At 64.8% G+C, this 18,792-nt stretch carries 16 protein-coding genes; 9 read left to right on the plus strand and 7 right to left on the minus strand.

Features of this window, described 5'->3' with window-relative positions; genetic code table 11:
* Nucleotides 1-354: 354 nt before the first annotated feature.
* A complete protein-coding gene (locus JVH1_RS16865) occupies nt 355-744 on the plus strand; it encodes a hypothetical protein (RefSeq protein ID WP_009477012.1) in 390 nt (129 codons plus the stop codon).
* Nucleotides 745-772: 28 nt separating this feature from the next.
* Here JVH1_RS16865 and JVH1_RS16870 read toward each other — a convergent pair whose 3' ends face one another.
* Both JVH1_RS16870 and JVH1_RS16875 read right to left on the minus strand, forming a co-directional pair.
* Entirely contained in the window at nt 773-1,150 is a 378-nt protein-coding gene (locus JVH1_RS16870) for a hypothetical protein (RefSeq protein WP_009477011.1), read from the minus strand.
* A 177-nt stretch (nt 1,151-1,327) separates the two neighbouring features.
* Nucleotides 1,328-2,305: an XdhC family protein gene (locus tag JVH1_RS16875; protein WP_009477010.1), complete on the minus strand. Its 978-nt coding sequence runs from the start codon at nt 2,303-2,305 to the stop codon at nt 1,328-1,330.
* Nucleotides 2,306-2,489: 184 nt separating this feature from the next.
* Between JVH1_RS16875 and JVH1_RS16880 the strand changes: the two genes are divergently transcribed.
* From JVH1_RS16880 to JVH1_RS16900, 5 genes are all read left to right on the plus strand, one after another.
* On the plus strand, nt 2,490-3,038 hold the full coding sequence (locus tag JVH1_RS16880) for a MarR family winged helix-turn-helix transcriptional regulator (RefSeq protein ID WP_009477009.1): 549 nt from the start codon (nt 2,490-2,492) through the stop codon (nt 3,036-3,038).
* Between the two features lie 311 nt (nt 3,039-3,349).
* Entirely contained in the window at nt 3,350-3,736 is a 387-nt protein-coding gene (locus JVH1_RS16885; RefSeq protein ID WP_009477008.1) for a hypothetical protein, read from the plus strand.
* Nucleotides 3,736-4,605: a xanthine dehydrogenase family protein subunit M gene (locus JVH1_RS16890; protein ID WP_009477007.1), complete on the plus strand. Its 870-nt coding sequence runs from the start codon at nt 3,736-3,738 to the stop codon at nt 4,603-4,605. The genes JVH1_RS16885 and JVH1_RS16890 overlap by 1 nt, the downstream gene beginning before the upstream one ends.
* Nucleotides 4,602-5,147, plus strand: coding sequence for a (2Fe-2S)-binding protein (locus tag JVH1_RS16895; protein WP_009477006.1), 546 nt, complete (start codon nt 4,602-4,604; stop codon nt 5,145-5,147). Before JVH1_RS16890 ends, JVH1_RS16895 begins: the two co-directional genes overlap by 4 nt.
* Entirely contained in the window at nt 5,144-7,543 is a 2,400-nt protein-coding gene (locus tag JVH1_RS16900; RefSeq protein WP_009477005.1) for a xanthine dehydrogenase family protein molybdopterin-binding subunit, read from the plus strand. Before JVH1_RS16895 ends, JVH1_RS16900 begins: the two co-directional genes overlap by 4 nt.
* Here the strand turns inward: JVH1_RS16900 and JVH1_RS16905 are convergent.
* From JVH1_RS16905 to JVH1_RS16915, 3 genes are all read right to left on the minus strand, one after another.
* A complete protein-coding gene (locus JVH1_RS16905) occupies nt 7,499-7,933 on the minus strand; it encodes a transposase (RefSeq protein ID WP_009477004.1) in 435 nt (144 codons plus the stop codon). The two genes, JVH1_RS16900 and JVH1_RS16905, sit on opposite strands and share 45 nt — an antisense overlap.
* Nucleotides 7,934-8,335: 402 nt before the next feature.
* Nucleotides 8,336-9,349, minus strand: a complete 1,014-nt coding sequence (locus JVH1_RS16910) for an Lrp/AsnC family transcriptional regulator (RefSeq protein ID WP_009477002.1) — start codon at nt 9,347-9,349, stop codon at nt 8,336-8,338.
* A 141-nt stretch (nt 9,350-9,490) separates the two neighbouring features.
* On the minus strand, nt 9,491-10,021 hold the full coding sequence (locus JVH1_RS16915; protein ID WP_009477001.1) for a hypothetical protein: 531 nt from the start codon (nt 10,019-10,021) through the stop codon (nt 9,491-9,493).
* Nucleotides 10,022-10,468: 447 nt separating this feature from the next.
* On the opposite strand from JVH1_RS16915, the gene JVH1_RS16920 reads away from it, so the two are divergent.
* Together JVH1_RS16920 and JVH1_RS16925 are read left to right on the plus strand one after the other, a co-directional pair.
* Nucleotides 10,469-11,824: an MFS transporter gene (locus tag JVH1_RS16920; protein ID WP_009477000.1), complete on the plus strand. Its 1,356-nt coding sequence runs from the start codon at nt 10,469-10,471 to the stop codon at nt 11,822-11,824.
* Between the two features lie 203 nt (nt 11,825-12,027).
* On the plus strand, nt 12,028-12,882 hold the full coding sequence (locus JVH1_RS16925; RefSeq protein ID WP_009476999.1) for a TauD/TfdA family dioxygenase: 855 nt from the start codon (nt 12,028-12,030) through the stop codon (nt 12,880-12,882).
* 159 nt (nt 12,883-13,041) lie between these two features.
* On the opposite strand, the gene JVH1_RS16930 is transcribed toward JVH1_RS16925, so the two are convergent.
* Together JVH1_RS16930 and JVH1_RS16935 are read right to left on the minus strand one after the other, a co-directional pair.
* Entirely contained in the window at nt 13,042-16,299 is a 3,258-nt protein-coding gene (locus JVH1_RS16930; RefSeq protein WP_043780418.1) for a protein kinase, read from the minus strand.
* A 259-nt stretch (nt 16,300-16,558) separates the two neighbouring features.
* Nucleotides 16,559-17,155 (minus strand): TetR/AcrR family transcriptional regulator, encoded by a 597-nt coding sequence (locus tag JVH1_RS16935; RefSeq protein WP_009476997.1) that lies wholly within the window; start codon nt 17,153-17,155, stop codon nt 16,559-16,561.
* A gap of 128 nt (nt 17,156-17,283) precedes the next feature.
* Here JVH1_RS16935 and JVH1_RS16940 point away from each other — a divergent pair, with 128 nt between their 5' ends.
* A complete protein-coding gene (locus tag JVH1_RS16940) occupies nt 17,284-18,789 on the plus strand; it encodes an APC family permease (protein ID WP_009476996.1) in 1,506 nt (501 codons plus the stop codon).
* The last annotated feature ends 3 nt before the right edge of the window (nt 18,790-18,792 follow it).

Raw genomic sequence — 18,792 nt, forward strand, 5'->3', positions numbered from 1 at the left:
CCCAGGTCATGGGCCACAACGCTGTCCGGCGGACGCCCCCGTGTCGCGTATCCGGTTCCGGCACCGTACGGTTAGTGGTAGTTGAGTACACAGCTACCGCAGTTCACGGACCGCCCGACGCGTCCGTGCTCTGATCGGGCGTACCAACTGTGCACGCTGTGCCAGGACGCCCACCTCGAAGGTGGCCGACAGTGAGAGCACCACACCGCACGACGCTCTCGCAGCCGAAGCTCCCGACGAACAGCTTTACTTCTATCTTCTCGTGACCTGTCGGAGGAACTGCATTTCCGGACCACTGAACTCCGGGCCTGCTCTGCCGCGGCGACGCTCACAGAAGTTGAAAGGTGATCGTTCATGCCACTCACCGTGGAGCACACCACCCGTTACGCCGATGCCCTCATGACGCTGGCCCTGGCCGCGCACCGCCCAGCCACCGTCGTCAACACCGGCACCGGCTATGCCGTCCGGGTCGATTTCGAGCGCGGCATTCACCTGCTCGCCACCAACGCACCGGGGGATCTCAGTTCCGATCCGGACGCGCAGAACCCGTGGGTGGTGACTTTCTTCCAGAAGCAGCCCGCCGCCGAAGACACCCAACTCGTGACGGTGACCGGGGAATGGCTCGTCGACGCATTCGATCAGGCTCTCGCCATGATGCCGATTTCGGGGATCGCCGACGACCCGAAGGCGCAGCCCGCCGAGCTGCGCCTCGTCGGCACCGACGTTCACGATCTCGCTCGGTAACACCGCCTGACGGGGCCGCGTCCATCCGTCACCGCCCGGCAGCAGACCGTCTACCCCCTCCGGGTAGGCGGTCTGCGAGTCTCCCCAGCCGCTCGACCGCGGGCAGCGCCTGCGCGATCTTCTCCGCGTCGCGGGCGATGATCTCGGCGCTCTGGTCGATGCCCTTTGCGCTCACGGCGAGCCCCTCCGCTGTCTCCGCGATCTGCTTGGCGGCGTCCAGCAGTTCGGACAGGTCGTCGAGCGCGGGCCCCAGACGGTCGATCAGCACCCCGATCTGGCGTACTCGGAGCATCACCGTCCTGAAGCCGCGTTCCCACTCGCGGATCTCGCTCGAGACGTTCTGCAGGATCTTGATGGGAGGCTCCTTTTCGGTGCTCGGCGGCCGGGCCTGGCGACGCGAATTCAACCTATCTGTTACTCCCAGTTTTCCCATACCCTGCCTAACCGTTCAGATCGTGTCCGGTGGCCGCGCGCGTAGGAGTGGAGGCTGGCGATCACCTCGGCGGCGCAGCGCATCGATCTGGTGGTTTTGGTCCTGGTCGGCGCTGGAGATTAGCGGGTTACGGGGATGGGGGTCATCTTTTTATGAGCACACTGGCACGGACCGGCTGGCGATGATTTCGGCGGCGATGGAGATGGCGGTCTCGGCTGGTCCGCGGTTGCCGATGTCGAGGCCGATCGGGCTGGATAGCGTGGCGAGACTTTCTGGGCGGAGGCCGGCTGCGGCCAGGTCCCGCCGTCGGTTGGTGTCGGCGGTGAGTGACCCCATGGCCCCGACGTAGGCGAGGGGCTGTGTCCATTTGGCCTCGTCGAGGCATTCGAGGAGGACGGGGATGTCGATCTTGGGGTCGTGGGTGAGAACGACAATGACTGTGCGGGAATCGAATTGACCGTCGTTGCGTTCGCGTGCGATCCAGTCTGATGGCCATTCGCATACGACCTCGTCGACATCGGGAAATCGTTGCGATGTCGTGAACACGGGGCGGGCATCGCAAATGGTTACCCGGTAGCCCATTCGGGTACCGACTATCCCGGTTTCCGCGGCGAAGTCGGTCGAACCCACGATCACCATCCGGGGCCGGGACGGGAAGCGACGAATCAGCGTTCCGGAGGAGGTCAGGCCGGTGGGGGCGTCGAGTTCGTTTGCGATGCGGTGGGTACCTGCTTCCGGTCCGGTGAGGATCGTCTCGAGGATGACGGTTTCGTCGCGCAGTGTCCGTTCCATGAGGTCGGCGAGTTGCGGCATGGTCTCGCGGTCTACTCGTTCCACGAGCACGATCAGTGATCCGCCGCAGGTCAGTCCGGGTTCGAGGATGTCGCCAGTGGGGCCGTAGTGCTCGATTCGGGGGTGCCCGGTGGCGAGGACGTCGAGGGCGGTTTCGTAGAGGGCGCCTTCGACGCAGCCGCCCGAGATGCTGCCGACCACGGTTCCGTCCTGGTGGACTGCGAGCATCGCGCCGGGGTCTCGTGGGGATGACCCGTGGGTGGCGATGACGGTGGCGACCGCGATAGCGCGGTGTGCTTCCCATTCAGTGTGGATGTCGCGAAGGACGGTGTTCACGGGTGCCTCGCAATTCTGTTCGCGTCACGGTTCCGGCGACCGGGGGCTGGGGAGCCGTCGCGGTGGTGGCGAGGATCGTACAATAGTTTTGCGCAAAGATAAGTCCTGAAATTGTCGGTGAGTCGGTCGCCGGTAGGCGAGACTGATTCGCGGCACCGTGCCCGTATCGAATCTGGAGTGTGAAGTGGCCGAATCGGATCGGGCGGATGGGGTCGGTGAGATCATCCGGCAGTGGGCTCGGACGCGTCCCGAGCTGGACGTGTCGGCTTTGGAGATTTTCGGACGGCTGCATCGGAGTTTTCTGCTGTACCGGGCTCAGATCAATGAGCTGTTCGAACGGTTCGGGACGAACGAGGCGGGGTTCGACGTTCTCGCCTGCCTTCGGCGTGCGGAACCGACGTTCCGGCGCACTGCCGGGGAGCTGGCGAAACAGACCTTGGTGACAACGGGTGGCCTGACAATGCGGGTGAACCGGCTCGAGGAGGCCGGCCTGGTGCTACGTGAGCGCGATGACATCGACTCCCGCGTGGTGTATGTGACGCTCACCGGGGCGGGCCGCAAACTTGTCGACGCTGTTTCGGATGCACACTTCGCGGAACTGGCCCGGATGCAGGGGGGACTCGGGGGTGGTCAGCGCGAGCAGCTCGCCGATCTTCTGTCCGTTCTGGAGGGGTCTTTACAGGCTGCTGCATCCGAGAACACCGCAAAGTCGGTCGGTGCAGCGCCTGCGTAGGGGGTCGAAACCACATGAGCGCTCCGGGGTGTGCTCGCCGAAGATCTGCCGTGATCCCCCGTGCGTTCCCGACGTTATTGCAACCCTGAGCGGTGAAGGCGCTTCAGGGGCTAACCAGGACTGTGACCTGCAACTCTTCGGGGAGGGGTGTGCTCCAGGTGCCGCAATCCTCGAAATGACCGGGCCGGACAACTTTGGCCGCGCTATTGACCTCGGGGAGCCAGGAACGTAGAACTATCTTATAGCAAAGATACTTTGCGCTGAGTCTTCTTGGACCGTCATCCGTTGTCCTTTCGAATGGAACGAGGCACATGAACAAGAGCGGCCTTGCCACGGTGGCTGCGGAGGGCGGCGGCACAGTGACTGCCCTACCCTTGCGCGGCGATGCGACCCCCGAGCAGAATCCAGCTGACGGCAGGAACGCCTCGCGCGGCACCTTGGACACCGTGCTGTGCCACACCGACCCGGCCGACTCCTGCGACTGTGTTGGTGACGAAGATCCGATCGTCGTTCGCGAGCATCTTCAGGGCCAGAATCGGCGTAGGTTCGTCTACACCGGATTCTGTCCGGTAGCCGTCCGCGCCGCACTCGACGTCGTCTCCGCGGCCGTGGAACGGCGCGCCCTACAAGGGGTGAATCACCACATGCATACCGGCTATGGCATACCGCGCCGCACACTCGTGCGGGGAGCCCGCTGATGCGCATCCAGGCCCTCGGCGCCGGGTTGGTGGCGCAGACCCAATTCGCGATGGCCCCTTTCCGGCTCCATCGCCCCACCACCATCGAGGACGCCCTCGCGATCGTGTCCGAACATCCGGATGCCGTCATCGCCGCGGGCTGCTCGGATCTGGTCGCCCAGATCCGTGAGGGGTGCGCCCCAAACACGTTGGTGTCGCTGCAGAAGGTCGATGCGCTCCGCGCCATCAGTCACGAGGCCGGCGTACTTCATATCGGCCCGATGGTGACCCACCACATGGGTGCGACGGACGAGACCGTCGGCACCGCGATCCCGGACCTCGCGGCGGCATGGGCGTCGATCGCCACGGTTCGGATCCGCTACACCGCGACCGTCGGCGGAAACCTGATGGCGCGGCGGTACCGCTACGAGATGCCGCTGCTTCTCGGGGCGCTCGGCGCGGACCTGGTCTTCGACGCCGGCGCGCTCTCCCGCCCGGTCGCGTCGTTGTGGGCGGACAGCGGAACCGATCAGCGAGGTCTGTTGACCGACATCACCGTACGAACGGACGACCTCGTCTGGTTCGGATATGAGCGTTCGATGCGTCCGACGGCGACAGTGGCCCTCGCGGTGCGCCGCAACCCCGACGGCACCCTGCAGGTGCGCGCGCAATCGGGCTCCGAATACCGCCACGGATTCGCTCTGACGGCCGACACCGGCGCCCGCGAACTCGATCCGCTCGAGGTGAGCGCGCAGCTTGCCCAGCAGCTACCGGACGATTGTGCCGATTACACCGGCTCGGCGGAGTACCGCCGGCACCTGGTGCGTGTGCTGACGCGCCGCCTGCTCACCGCGGCGTGTGCGCAGCTGAAGGGAACGACAACGAGATGACCGAGTACCCCGATCGCGAGACCGACCGATCCGCTGCCCCCGACGGTGAACTCGACACCTGCATCGAGTTCGCCCTGAACGGCGTCAAGCAGACCGTGCGCGTCGCCGCCAACGCCATCCTGCTCGACGTCCTGCGCAACAACCACGGCTGCAACGGCGTTCGCGGTTCCTGCGAGCGCGGGGTCTGTGGAGCGTGCACCGTGCTCGTGGACGATCTGCCCGTCGCCTCCTGTTCGACCTTCGCATTCAGCATCGACGGCGCCTCGGTCGAGACAGTGGAAGGGTTGGCCGCGCCCGACGGCGCGCTGTCCCCGCAGCAACGTGCATTCTCCGAGTGCGGGGGTTTCCAGTGCGGCTTCTGCACGTCCGGGATGTTGATGCTCACCACCGGGCTGCTGCGTCAGGACCCACAACCCGATCGCGGCACCATCCGCGAATGGATCAGTTCCAACACCTGTCGCTGTACCGGATACGAGATGATCCTCGAATCGGTCGAGCGCGCTGCCGAACTGACCGGTGAGACGAACGGGGAATCCGCGTGACGACGACAGCCGAGTCCTTCACTCACGACGTCCACCCCGACGCCGCGAGCACCGGATACACCGTGTATTCGCTGCCGACCGCCTCTCCGGACAAGCGGGTCACCGGACGCGATCTGCCGCGCGCGGACGCCGCGGTCAAGGTGACCGGCAAAGCGGTCTACAACACCGACATCGTGCGACCGGGCATGCTGCACGCGAAGGTGCTGCGTAGTCCGCACGCGCACGCTCGTATCGTGTCCATCGACGCGAGCGCCGCCGAGGCACTGAACGGCGTCACCGCGGTACTGACCCGCAACGAAACCGACGGCCTGGCGTGTTACGGCACCATGGTCAAGGACCAGCCGGTCGTCGCGACCGACACCGTCCGCTATGTCGGCGACATCGTCGCCGCCGTCGCTGCGGTAGATGAGCGCACGGCCCTGGCTGCACTGGACCTCATTCAGGTCGAATACGAGATCCTTCCCGCGGTATTCGACGTCGACGAGGCCCTCGATCCGTCGTCGCCGACAATCCATCCGCTCGAGCCGCGCGGCGGGTTGCCCCCGTACCGGAACGGCGCGTCGGCGTCGCTGCGCAGCGACCACAATGTCAGCTACGAATTCCGTTACAGCACTGGATCACCGGACGTGTGGGAGGAGTGCGACCACATCTTCGAGGACACCTTCCTTTTCTCCCGGATGAACCACATGCATCTCGAACCGTTCGTCACGGTCGCGGAGGCAACCGACGAACAGATCGAGGTCTGGACGGCGACACAGAGCCCGTTCAACCTCCGCCAGGAACTCGGGCACGTATTCAACCTCCCCGAAAACCGGATCCGGGTGCACGTCGCCCTGCTCGGCGGCGCGTTCGGCGCGAAGAACGGCCCGAAGGCCGACCCGGTCGCCATCCGCCTGTCCCAGCTGAGCGGCGGCCGGCCGGTGCGGTTCTGCATGAGCACGGAAGAGGGCTTCCTCACCGTGTCGCAGCACGCGGCGAAGCTGATCGTCAAGGCCGGCGTCAAGGCGGACGGCACCTTTGTCGCCCGCAAATCGACGGTGCTCCTCGACAGCGGGGCCTACGCCGAACACAGTCCGGCGGTGGCGGAGAAGGCCGGCTACCGGATGCCGGGCGCGTACCGCTGGCAGCACATCGACACCGTCTGCAAGGCGGTCACCACGAACACTGTGCCCGCCGGCGCCATGCGCGGCTTCGGGGCCACCCAGACCACGTGGGCCGGCGAACGTCAGATCGACCTCATCGCGCAGCGACTCGGCATCGATCCCTACGCACTGCGGCTGAAAAACCTCAAAAAGCTCGGCGAAGAATTCGTCCCCGGGGATGCGGGGATCGACTCCGACCTCGCCGAGGGAATGCGTCTGGTCGCGGACGCTATCGGCTACCACTCCAGGGATCGCAGCGGAAACCGCGGCATGGGGGTATGCGTCGGGCTCAAGGACAGTGGCGGCGGCAACAAGCCCGCGATGGCGCGGGTCAAGGTGACCGCCAACGGCGACGTCTTCCTCAATTGCGCGCTCACCGAAATGGGCCAGGGCGGGCACTCCGCGATGTCCCAGATCGTCGCCGACGTCCTGCGCACCAGCCGCGACCGCGTCGTGTACACGCGCATCGACACCGACCACACCCCCTTCGATCAGGGCACCAACGCCTCGTCCGGCGTGGTGGTGATGGGACAGGCCGTCCGGAACGCGGCGGAGAACCTGCGTAGACAAGTGCTCGAGTGGGCCGGTGAACAGTTCGCCATCGACCCGGCCACCTCAGTGCTCGACGACTGGACGGTGCGCACCCCCACAGGCGAGGTATATCCGCTTTTCGAGCGGATCATGGAGTTCTTCGGCCACACCGGGTTCGAGTTCTCGGCCGACGGCTATTACAAGGTGCGCAATGATGCCGATGCGCCATTGGCCGCCCGGTGTGTCTTCTACGAGATCGGGTGGGCGGCAGCCGAGGTCGAAGTCGACCCGGAGACCGGCAGGGTTACGGTCCTTCAGCTCGCGGTCAGTGGAGACGCTGGCAAGGTGATCAATAAGATCGGCTGCCGCGGTCAGGATGAAGGCGCCGCCATACTTGGACTCGCGCAGGCCCTGTTCGAGGAAATGCGCTACGAGAACGGTGAACTTCTCAACGCCGAGGCCCTGCTGTACCGCGTCCCACTCGCGGAGGACCTCCCCGAGCGGTTCGTCTCGATCACCCAGGAGCAGGGACACGGCGCCGGCCCCTTCGGCGCCAAAGGCATGGGGGAGGGCGGCATGCTCCCCATCGCCCCGGCGATTGCCCAGGCCATCGCGGACGCGGTCGGTGCCCAGCTTACCGAGTTGCCGATGACACCAGAACGCGTCTTTCGTGCACTCTCAACCGGCGGCGTACCCGGTCTCCCGCCGTTGTCGCACGCCTGAATTCAACCGGACCTCAGACCACCGGTCGTCGGCACAGACGCCGACGACCGGAACGTCGACAGGAGCAGGACCCGACGGCGGCATCCTCACGCGCAACGTCGCTGTTCTTGCGTCGCAGCGACACTTCGGCGCCGCACCCACACCCCCGCCCGCCGCCAACACCGGAACAAGTACACCGTGCCACGGCTCGTACCGGGCCGGCACATCCCGCCACGTCGTACCCGCCCGAATCTGCCACCGGATCCCGTCGATGAGCTGCCGTTTCGTCCACTTCGGCGAACGGCCCGCCTTCCTATCCAGAGGCAGCAGCGGCACCAACCGCGCCCATTGCACGTCGGTAACGTCCGCCCGCCCCGGCACCGCGACGCTGGGCGGCACCGACACACCCACTTGATCGAAAACTCACAGCCGAACCACCTTTGAAACACGACCTAAACCTCGGGGTACAGCCAAGGCCGATCGTCGCGGCCCTCGACATAGGTCCCGACGGGCGGACCGTCGAACAGCCCCAGCAGCAACTCACGCGCCGCCCGAGTGGCACCGGCGAGCTCAATCCGGGGTGAAAAACAGGTCCACCCCGATGACGAACCACGCCGCCGGCGCGGCGATCGGCGCAACGCCAGCACAAACGGAACGGCGAATTGACGGGCAGCACGCCACGGAACCGTCACCAACCCGAACACCACAACCAACACCGCCGGCGCCGCCCAACTCAACTTCCGGAAGCGGATCGATGACCGGTCACCCCCAAGAGCTCCGGGTGTCGGCTGGTTACGGGTTGTTCGGTTCCCGCTAGAAGATGGCCCGTGGGATCAATCCGGTGGTTCGTCCATCCTGATCAAGGACGTGTCCTGCCCTCTTGAATGTGTGGAGGCTGATGAACCGGTCCGAAATGGTGATGGACGGAAGTTCTCGCGTGAGTGCAGCCGCGAATGGCGCGATCTCGCTGATCGTCTGAAACCACATCGTGGCGACGATTGTCGAGGTTCCGGTAGTGGCGTTTGCAATTCGGCATTTTGGAATCCGGCTCAATAGGTTGCCGACCGTGTTCAACTCGCTCGGTGCGGTCGTGATCATGAAAGTCGTCTCAACGACTGGTCCGACAAGTGTGTTCGCTCCCTCGCAGCGCAGGGCCACGTGGCCCCCGTCGATCAGCCTTTCGACGCGGCGTCGCGCGGTCGGTCCGGTCACATCGCATTGCTCGCCGAGTGTGGTCCATGCTTGACGCCCATCTTTCGCCAGAGCTCCGAGCAGAGAACGATCGAGATCGTCCAGGAATGGAATCGTTTTCCTGCGTGTGGGCGCTGCCTGGGGCAATTGAAGAAGATTGGCCTGTTCCACGTCTAACGCCTGGACGCGCCACCGCGCGCCTTCTGTGTAGTTGGTGAGCACGACCGTCGTTGCCACCGACCTGATTCCTTCGATCACCTCGATGCGGTCGGTGAGCAGACGGGTGAGGTCGGCAATGCTGGAGACGAACACGATCACATGGAAGTCCGACGTCCCGGATGTGCTCGATACCGTGTCGACTGCTGGTTCGGCAATCAGGGCTTCTGCAACGTCATGCTTGCTCTGGGGTCTGCAGGTGATCGCAAGCCATGCGGCACATCCGAATTGCAGGAAGGTCGGGCCCGGAGCCACCGCGATCCATGCCGAGCCGCTCTCGGACAACAGCTTCCATCTTCGGGCGAGTGTCTTCGGCGAGTACTGAAGTGCCTCCGCCAAGTCCGCCCAGTCAGCGCGGGGGTTGAGCTGCAGCGCGCCGATAATTGCAAGGTCCAGTTCTGCTGCAGCCTGAGAGGTCATATTGGACATTATGGCCGTAAAAATTATGGAAATCGGCCAAAACCGAGTTCTCGTGAGGTGCGCCACTCAGAGTGGTTGAGCGCGAGTTGCGCAACCGGGACTCCCGGCCCACGAAGTCGAGGTCGATGCATGTGGACACAATCAGTCAGGGGTGAGGAAGGTGCCGTCCAACGGGCGGGTAGACAGCGGGCGGGCGTCGTGGCGCACGTAGTCGGGGCTGGCACCGGTCCCGTGCTCCTGCTGCGCGGAATCGGTGGTAGCGCCGACAGTTTCGCACCACAATTCGGTGAGCTCAACAGTTCCCCGAGGCTGCTCGCGTGGGACGCCCCGGGATCCGGGCGCAGCGGGGATCCCGGACGTCGGTTCGACCTGGACGACTACGCTGACGCCGCGGCCGAGGTGATCAGGGACCGCTGCGGCCAGGTAGGCCAGGTAGGCCAGATGCGTCCTGGTGGTCCACCCATCTCGGGAGCGCCGCAACGCGTGGTCGGCGGGCTCGATCTCGACGTCGCCGGGCGGCACGGACTGCGCCTCGGGAGCCCAGCGCACGCCCGCCGCATGCTGGTGAGCCTGCGCGATGGTCGAATCCACGCTGACGTCCCACACGATCGCACCCCGCGCGGCTCGGGTGAGTGCCGGCAACCCCGCCAGGATCCGCATCTCTGCGGACATTTCTGTTCGTGGTGTGCCAGCTTGCCGCTGACCATGTTTCGCACATTAATCCGACGTGGATTTCTCTTGCTTTCCGCCCACGAGTGGAAATCGTTAACTGTGCACACGGTCTATTTCTTCGTGCCGGCCATGCGTGGCTGATTCCACCGAGATGCGTAGCGGCGTTTCGGGCCGGGGAATCCATTTTCCGCTCTATTTCATTCGTCACTCAGTGTCTGAATCTTGCGGTCTCGCGGTTCGGCATAACAGCAGGTTGAGGGCTCAAACTTTAAGAAATGAGAGCTTGCGCACAACTAGCCTCAGCATTAAGATATTGACCACTTAAGTAATTTGGTGGTTTCGATCTGTGCACGTTATTCAGAAACAGAGGCGCCCTAAAACGCTCTGATTCGCCACGGGTTCACGCGCCGCGTGACCCATGTTCGTCAAATAGCCGGGAGGCACAATATGGGTGGTGCAATCGCACGACCAGCGGGCGCAGGCTCGCCGAAGAAGGTCGCACTGGCGAGCCTGATCGGCACAACCATCGAGTGGTACGACTTCTTCATCTACAGCACCGCAGCCGTGCTCGTGTTCAACCATCACTTCTTCCCCAGCTTCGACCCGGCCATCGGAACCCTGCTGGCCTTCTCGACCTTCGCCGCCGGCTTCGTCGCCCGTCCGATCGGAGCCATCGTCTTCGGTCACTTCGGGGACAGGGTGGGCCGAAAATCGATGATGGTCGTCACCATCTTGATCATGGGCGTCGCCACCGTACTGATCGGCCTGTTGCCGACATATGCCACCATCGGCGCCTTCGCTCCGGTGCTGCTGGTGCTGCTGCGACTGACGCAAGGCTTCGCGCTCGGCGGCGAATGGGGTGGCGCTGCGCTCATGGCGACGGAGCATTCCCCCGATAGCCGACGTGGTTTCTTCGGCAGCTGGCCGCAGGCGGGGGTGGCGGTCGGACTGATCCTGGCGATGACCGTGTACCTACCCCTCGATGCAATGGCCGATGATTACTTCATGGCCTGGGGGTGGCGTGTTCCGTTCCTCCTCAGTGCGGTACTGGTGATCACCGGACTGATCATCCGGGTACAGGTCGCCGAGAGTCCGGAGTTCGACCGGGTCAAGGATGTGCACGCCGTCGTGCGCCTGCCGATCATCGAAGTTCTTCGCACACATCCGAAGCAGGTGCTCCTGGTCGCCGGCGCCAGCCTGTCGCCGGGCATCTTCTTCTACCTCCTGACCGTGTACAACTTCGTCTACACGCAAGAGGCAGGCGGCCTGAGCCAAAGTTCCATGCTGATTCTGGTAATCGTCACCTCCGCGGTCGGATTCGTGGTCACCCCGATCGCAGGTGCGCTCTCCGACAGGTTCGGCCGGCAACGACTCTTCCTGCTCGGCCTTGCCCTCATCGGTTCTCTCGCCTTCCCCCTCTACTGGGCGCTCGACTCGGGCTCGTACGGCTTCATCGCTGTCTGCTACGTCGCCGCGACCATCGCCGTATACATCCCGTGGGCGCTGCAGCCGGCATACTTCTCCGAGGCGTTCGACGCACGAGTCCGCTACAGCGGGCTGTCGCTGGCCACCACCCTCGGCAACCTCTTGGGCAGCGCCATCGCGCCACTCATCGCCGGAACACTACTCAGCGCAACCCATGCGTCCATCTCCATTTCCCTGTATGTCTTCGTCACCGCAGCACTATCGTTCGTCTGCGTACTGGTGCTCGGACGGACGAACCGGAAAAAAGACACGCAAGCCGACAGCGGAATCGGCACCGATAACGTGAGCGGGCTCCGCACTCCCACCTACTCGGAGTGATACCCCTCATGGACGTCGCCCCTCGGGCACGGAGCACTCACAATGACAGCGAACTCTGATCGGGTCCCACAACTCCTGAAAGAACAACCTCTCGGAGAAGGGGTGCTCACCGTCCTGTGCTCTAGGGCTTCAGGCTCCGCCCGCCGCGGCACAGAATTCGCCCAAATCTAGTAACAGATAACACGCTGACGGAAGGAAACCCTATGAGCAGCAATGAATCACGCTACGAAACATTCACCCTGGAACGCGCAACACCCACCATCGGGGCATTCATCCACGGCCTGGATCTTCGTGACGAGATCACACCGCAGTGCCAGACCGAACTGCGCACAGCCTTCCTGGAACACGAAGTCCTGTTTCTTCGCGATCAGCACCTCGAGCCAGAAGATCAGCTCCGATTCGCGAAGGTGTTCGGAGACCCCCAGGAAGTAAGTGCATTCTTTCCCTCCCTTCCGGGAAACCCGTTCATCGAGGTGCTCGAATCTCGCGGTCGCGCAGCCGGAACCGATGTCTGGCACTCCGATCTGACCTGGCAGGCGACTCCAAATTCCGCGACCTGCCTCCACGCCCAGGACATCCCGCCCTGCGGCGGTGACACACTGTGGTCGAGCATGACTGCCGCGTATGACGCGCTACCGGAGACGATGAAGAACCTCATCGACGGGCTCGAGGCCGTGCACGATTGGGAAAAGGAACTGACCGGCGTCGTCCGCCAAGGAGAGGACGGGGAAGCACGGTACGAGGAAACACGCCGAAAGTATCCTCCGATGACCCACCCCGTCGTGCGCAAGCATCCAGAAACCGGTCGCAGACTCGTCTATGTCAACGAGTTGTTCACCTCACGCATCTCCGGGGTTCCTCCGCAACTGAGCGACTCGCTACGAAACATGCTCACGGGCCTCGCCAAGACCCCGGAATATCAGGTCCGATTCCGTTGGGAACCGAACTCCCTCGTGATCTGGGACAACCGGTCGACGCAACACTACGCGGTCGGCGACTATCACCCGCACTACAGGCGCATGCACCGCGTCACCCTCAGAGGCGACCGCCCGGCCTGACACCCGGTGGCCTGCTGGGCGACCAGATCACCGGTCGCCCAGCAGCACTCATCCCTTCCTCGCTTTGGCGCGGATAGATAGATCCGCAACTGCAGAAAATCTACCGGGGCCGGGGATCGAGGAAATCCCCGTCTCCGTCTTCATTCGCCATTTCGTGTGTCATGGTTGCCGGTCCTGCTCGACGACCCACGCTGCGATCTGCGCGCGGGAGGTGAAACCGAGTTTGGTGAGTAGGTGCTCCACGTGACCTTGCGCAGTGCGGGGCGATATCACCAGTCGTGCGGCGATCGCCCTGTTGGTCAGGCCCTCGGCGGCGATCAGTTCGGCGACCTGCCGTTCACGTTTGGTCAGTTTCACTGAGGTATCAAGCGGCGCGTCCGCGAGCCGTTCGCCGAGGGCATAGGCGATGGCGGCGTCAAAGCCCAAGCGCCGACCCTCTCGGCGCGCCGCCTCCACGGAGCTCTTGCCGAGCGCTCCATAGGCTCTCTGTTCGGACTCCTCGCGGGAGACGAGTAATTGGGGGAACCCCACCGTGGGGCTGCCCACGGTGCGTCCGAGTTCGTCGGCGGCCGCCATCAGGATGACCGCGCGTCGCGCGTCATGCGCTTCGGCGGCGATCGAGCCCAGTGTCTCGAGGCACGCGATGGCGGTGCGCGGGGTGTTCACCCGCCGGGTCAACTGCAGTGACTGTTCGAGTAGCTGAACTGCCCGATCGGTATCACCGTGGCGCCACACCGCGTCACCCATCGCCCAGAGCGCGAACGACTGGTACATCGATTCACCGTGCGCCTGCGTGATCGCGACGATCTGTTCGTAACAGTCACTCGCCCGCTGGGATTCGCCGAGTTGTTCGTAGGCCATCCCCAGCCGGTGCAGGACCCCGACGTGTGAAACGTCCTCCTGTGTGCGGAAAACGGTGCCGGCGCTTTCCAGTCGCGCGCAGGCGCGAGTGGGATCACCTCTGAAAAGGGAGAGAAGGCCGTCCGCGTACTCGATGTATGCGTGGCTCACCGCGTCGGTTGTCTGTTCGGCCAGCCCGCGGCCCTCCTCCACCAGTGCGGCCCCCGCGGAGAGGTCGCCCTGCAATTCGGCCAGGACGCTCCCGGCGTACACCGCTTTGATTCGCTCCAGGGTCGGCTCCGCTGGAAGGTGTGCAAGGACGCGGCCCAGCCAGTATCGTCCCTCGCTGAGCAAGCTCCGGGAGAGCCAGAAGGGGAGCAAGCTCGCGGCGATGCGAAGTCCGATGTTGGGGCTGTCGGACACGCAGAACTCTATCGCCTCCCGCAGATTCGCTTGTTCTCGCTCGAATCGTGCGATCCAGTCCAGTTGCCGGGAGCTGATCCACTCGGCTTCAGCCTCGGCGGTCAGTTGCTCATACCAGTCGCGGTGCCGTCGACGCAGTTCGACATAATCCTCGGTGGCCTGGAGCTTCTCATGCCCGTACTCTCGCAGGGTCTCGAGCAGCCGAAAGCACACGGCCGAGCCGGATTCCACCCGGATCACGATCGATTTGTCCACCAGGGAGGCCACGACGTCAAGCGGATCCGACGATGCCAGGCCCATCCCGCAGACCTGTTCCACCGCATCGAGTTCGAAGCTACCGGCGAACACGGACAGCCGAGACCACAACTGTTGCTCCTGCGGGGTGCACAGATCGTAGCTCCAATCGATACACAGCCGAAGGGTCTGCTGACGAGAGGGTGCGCCTCGGCTGCCGCGGGTCAGCAGCGTGTAACGGTCGGTCAGCCGCGCAAGGATCTGCTCGGGCGACATCGCCCGCAACCGTGTCGCCGCCAGTTCGATCGGCAGCGGCAATCCGTCCAGTCGATGGCAGATCCCGGCGACCGCGACACCGTTGTCCTCGGTGAGCTCGAATCCGGGTACAGCTGCTGCTGCGCGATCGGCGAACAAGGTCACCGCATCGTAGCTGGGCAGCCCCTGCAGGGAGGGCCGTCGGTCGGGGTCGGGGACAGTGAGCGGGGGCACCCGGAGCAGTGATTCCCCGCCGATACCGAGTGGCTCGCGGCTGGTGGCGAGGATTCGCAATCCCGGACACGTCCGCAGCAGCGTCTCGGCCAACCCCGCGGCCCCGACGAGGATGTGCTCGCAGTTGTCGAAGACCAGCAGTAGCTCGCGCGGAACCAGAAACTCCACCAGCACCTCGATCAACGGCCTGGCCGAGTGATCACCCAATCCGAGAGATGCGGCGACCATGTCGACGAGCAACGACTCGTCACGCAGCTCGCCCAGCTCCACGAGCCACACTCCGTCGGCGTAATCGCGGTGCGTGATGGTCGCGACCCGCAACGCCAGGCGCGTCTTCCCCACACCACCGATCCCGGTGAGCGACACCAAACGGGACACCGACAACAGGTTCTTGAGTTCTGTCACCTCGTTCCGTCGGCCGACGAAACTGGTGAGTTCCAGGCAAATATTCGTCTTGACGTCCCCCACGGTGCGCGCCATCGTCAGGCGCTGCACGACAGAGTTCGGCAGTTTCCGCGGCGAGGACCCCGTAACGCCCTGCAAGGCCATTCCGTCGACCACAAATCCCCGGTGGAGCTGGATCTCGCGGAGTTCGTCGCCGAGCTGGACGGCGGACGGGCGGTCGTCCGGATTCGTCGACATCGCCCGCTCGATCGTTTCCGCCACGTCGGCGGAGATTCCCTGTTCACGCAGATTCGGCACCGGCTGTGTTGTGATCCTCAGGAACTGGGCAACCAGCTGTTCACCGCTGCGCCGTTCGAACGCGGCGTGGCCGGTGAGCGCGCAGAACAGCGTCGCCCCGAGACCGTAGATATCCGAACTGGAGGTCGGCGGATCGCCTGCCAGCACCTCGGGCGCGGTGAAGGCCGGTGAGCCCGTGACGGTGCCGGTGGCCGTCTCGAATCCTCCGGCGATGTGCGCTATACCGAAGTCGGTGAGCGCGGGTTCGCCGTAGTCGGTGAGCAGGATGTTCGCCGGTTTCACGTCGCGGTGCAGGATGCCGAGGCGGTGCGCCGTCTCCACCGCGCCAGCGAGTTTTACTCCGAGCCGCAGCGCGTCGCTCAATGGCAGGGGACCGTGGTCTCGGATCCGCACCTGCAAGGAGTCCTGCGGGTGATAGGGCATGACGATGTAGGGGCGGCCGGTGGCGGTAGCACCGGCTTGCAGGACAGGGACGATGTTCGGGTGGCCGGTCAACCTGCCCATCGCCTGCTGTTCCCGGAAGAATCGTGCCCGGTTCTCCGCTTCCATGTCGGCGGTGAGGACCTTCACCGCGACCGTTCGGTCCAGCTCAGTCTGGATGCACCGGTAGACAACGCCGAAGCCCCCGCGCCCGATTTCCTGGGCGTCTTCGAGCCCGGCGGCTGCTAGCTCCGCTGTGACTGAAGCATCCACCGCGCGCTGTGTCCGGTACGGATCGGCATCAACCATCGGCTACGCCGATTCACCCGATCCGAGACACCCTTGACGATGCAGCACGGCGCTCACCTCACGAAAACGTCCTACCAGGATATCGCTGCAACGCTTGAGCCGGGACACCACCGCCCTCTCCGAAATCCACTGGCAGTCGTTAGTCCGGAGAAGAGACGTTCTGCAGGATCTTGATGGGAGGCTCCTTGTCGGTGCTCGGCGGCCGGGCCTGGCGACGCGCACCCAACCTATCTGTTACTCACAGTTCCCCATACCCTGCCTAACCGTTCAGATCGTGTCCGGTGGCCGCGCGCGCGTAGGAGTGGAGGCTGGTGATCACCTCGGCGCGGCTGCGACGGCCGGCCAGCACCTCCATCTGATAGCCGTCCTCCATGGCCACGAAATTCGCTGCGAGCAGGCGCGGCGGGTCGGTGAGCGTGAAGTGACCCTGAGTCTGCCCGATGACGAGAATGCCGTAGTAGACGGCGATTTGGCGCTCGGTCAGCGAACTGTCCAGGGCCGCCGCCTTGGCGTCGCGCAGCGATCGTGGCCAGCACTCGAACAGCAGTCGGACCAGTTCGTCGTCCGGTCCGCTCGCGACGCCGTGGTCGATGCAGGCCCGGAGGCGGTCGCGCGCGTCGGGGAACTGGTCGGCGACGCGCTCGCGCTCCTGGCTGAACCGTTCGATGGCCCGCTGATACGTCTCGTAGATCAACGCGTCCAGGTCGCCGTAGTAGAGCACCGCCGCAGGGGTGACCCCGGCCTGCTCCGCGATGTCACGAAGACGCACCCCCTCCAGTCCGCGCGCGAGCACCGCCCGCTGGACGGCCTCACCGAGTTCGGCCCGGCGGGCCCCCTGATCCTTCTTCCGTGCCACTGCCCTCGCTCCACTCTTCCCCGGTTTCTATATGGAGATTTAGACAATACCTGCCCAGGTATTGACACGTAGATCACACTGTTCTTAAATTTTTATTTAAAGAATCCGCCCCGATCTCAGGAGTCACCGTGTCGACCAATCCCACCGACGCCGAGACGAGTCTCGACCCACCACCAGCACCCACCGGAAAGGGACTGCGGGGCGGCTCCGTGGGTCTGCTCGCCGCAGTCGCGCTCGGCCTGTCCTCGGTCGCGCCGGCGTACAGCATCGCGGTCACGCTCGGTTTCGTGACGATGGTCGTCGGCAACCTCGCCCCCGCCGCCCTCCTCCTCGGTTTCGTTCCGATCCTTCTGACGGCGTTCGCTTTTCGCGAGCTGAACCGGGAGATGCCGGACTGCGGCACCACGTTCGTCTGGACCACCCGCGCGTTCGGTCCGCACACGGGATGGCTCTCCGGCGGCTGGGTGGTGCAGATCGCGACCCTCATCGCGATGACGGCACTCGCCCGCGTCGGAGCCGGATACCTCCTGACCCTGCTCGGCCTGGATTCGCTGGCGTCCGACAACGTCGCGGTGATCGTCACCGCGGTCCTGATCGTCGCTGCGGTCACCACCATCGCCTACCGCGGGCTGCAACTGGCCGCGTCCGTGCAGTACGTGCTGCTGGGGCTGCAACTGGTCGCCCTGTTCGGCTTCGGAGCGGCCGCGTTCGCCCGCACCGGCGCCTCCACACCGAGCCTGTCCTGGCTGAACCCGTTCGCATTCGGCGGCTTCGGCTCCTTCGCGGAGGCGGTACTGCTGTGCCTGTTCATCTACTGGGGATGGGACGCGCTGATCACCGTCAACGAGGAAACCCGTGACAGCGACCGCATCCCGGGTCAGGCCGCGGTGATCTCCACCCTCGTCCTGCTGGGCACGTATCTGTTCACCGGATTCGCCGCGATCAGCTTCGCCGGCATCGGCACCGACGGGCTGGGCCTGGGCAATCCCGACAACGCGGGCGACGTGCTCGCCACGCTCGGGCCGCCGGTACTCGGCGCGGGACTGTCGAAGGTGGTCGAACTCGCCATCTGTGTGTCGGCTATCTCGGCGCTGCTCACCTGTGTCATCGGCAGCTCACGCGCCACCCTCTCCATGGGCACCCACGGCGCGCTTCCCCGCGCCTTCACCCGAATCCACGCCACGTACCGCACGCCCGCGTTCGGCACCGTGTTCTTCGGTACGACCGCCGCGGTGCTGCTGACCGCCCTCACGCTCGTCTCCGGCAACTTCCTCGGCGACGCGATCCTCTCGATCGGCCTCCTCATCGCGTTCTACTACGGTGTCACCGGTCTCGCCTGCGTCTGGTACTTCCGCCACCGCCTGACCGACTCGCCGCGCGACCTGTTCCTCCGGGGCATCCTGCCCGCACTCGGGGGCACGATCATGCTCGCCGCCTTCGCACGCAGCGCCCACGACATGCTCGACCCGGACTACGGGGCGACCTCGTTCCACGGCATCGGCGGGGTGTTCCTGCTCGGTGTCGGTTCGATCGCCGTCGGCGCCGTGGCGATGGTGCTCGTCCGCACCCGCTTCCGCCGCTTCTTCCGAGACGGCCGCACCGCCGTCACCGAATTGACCGTCACAGAGGACTGAACC

Source organism: Rhodococcus sp. JVH1, assembly GCF_000280725.2.
GTDB classification, from domain to species: Bacteria; Actinomycetota; Actinomycetes; order Mycobacteriales; family Mycobacteriaceae; genus Rhodococcus_F; species Rhodococcus_F jostii_A.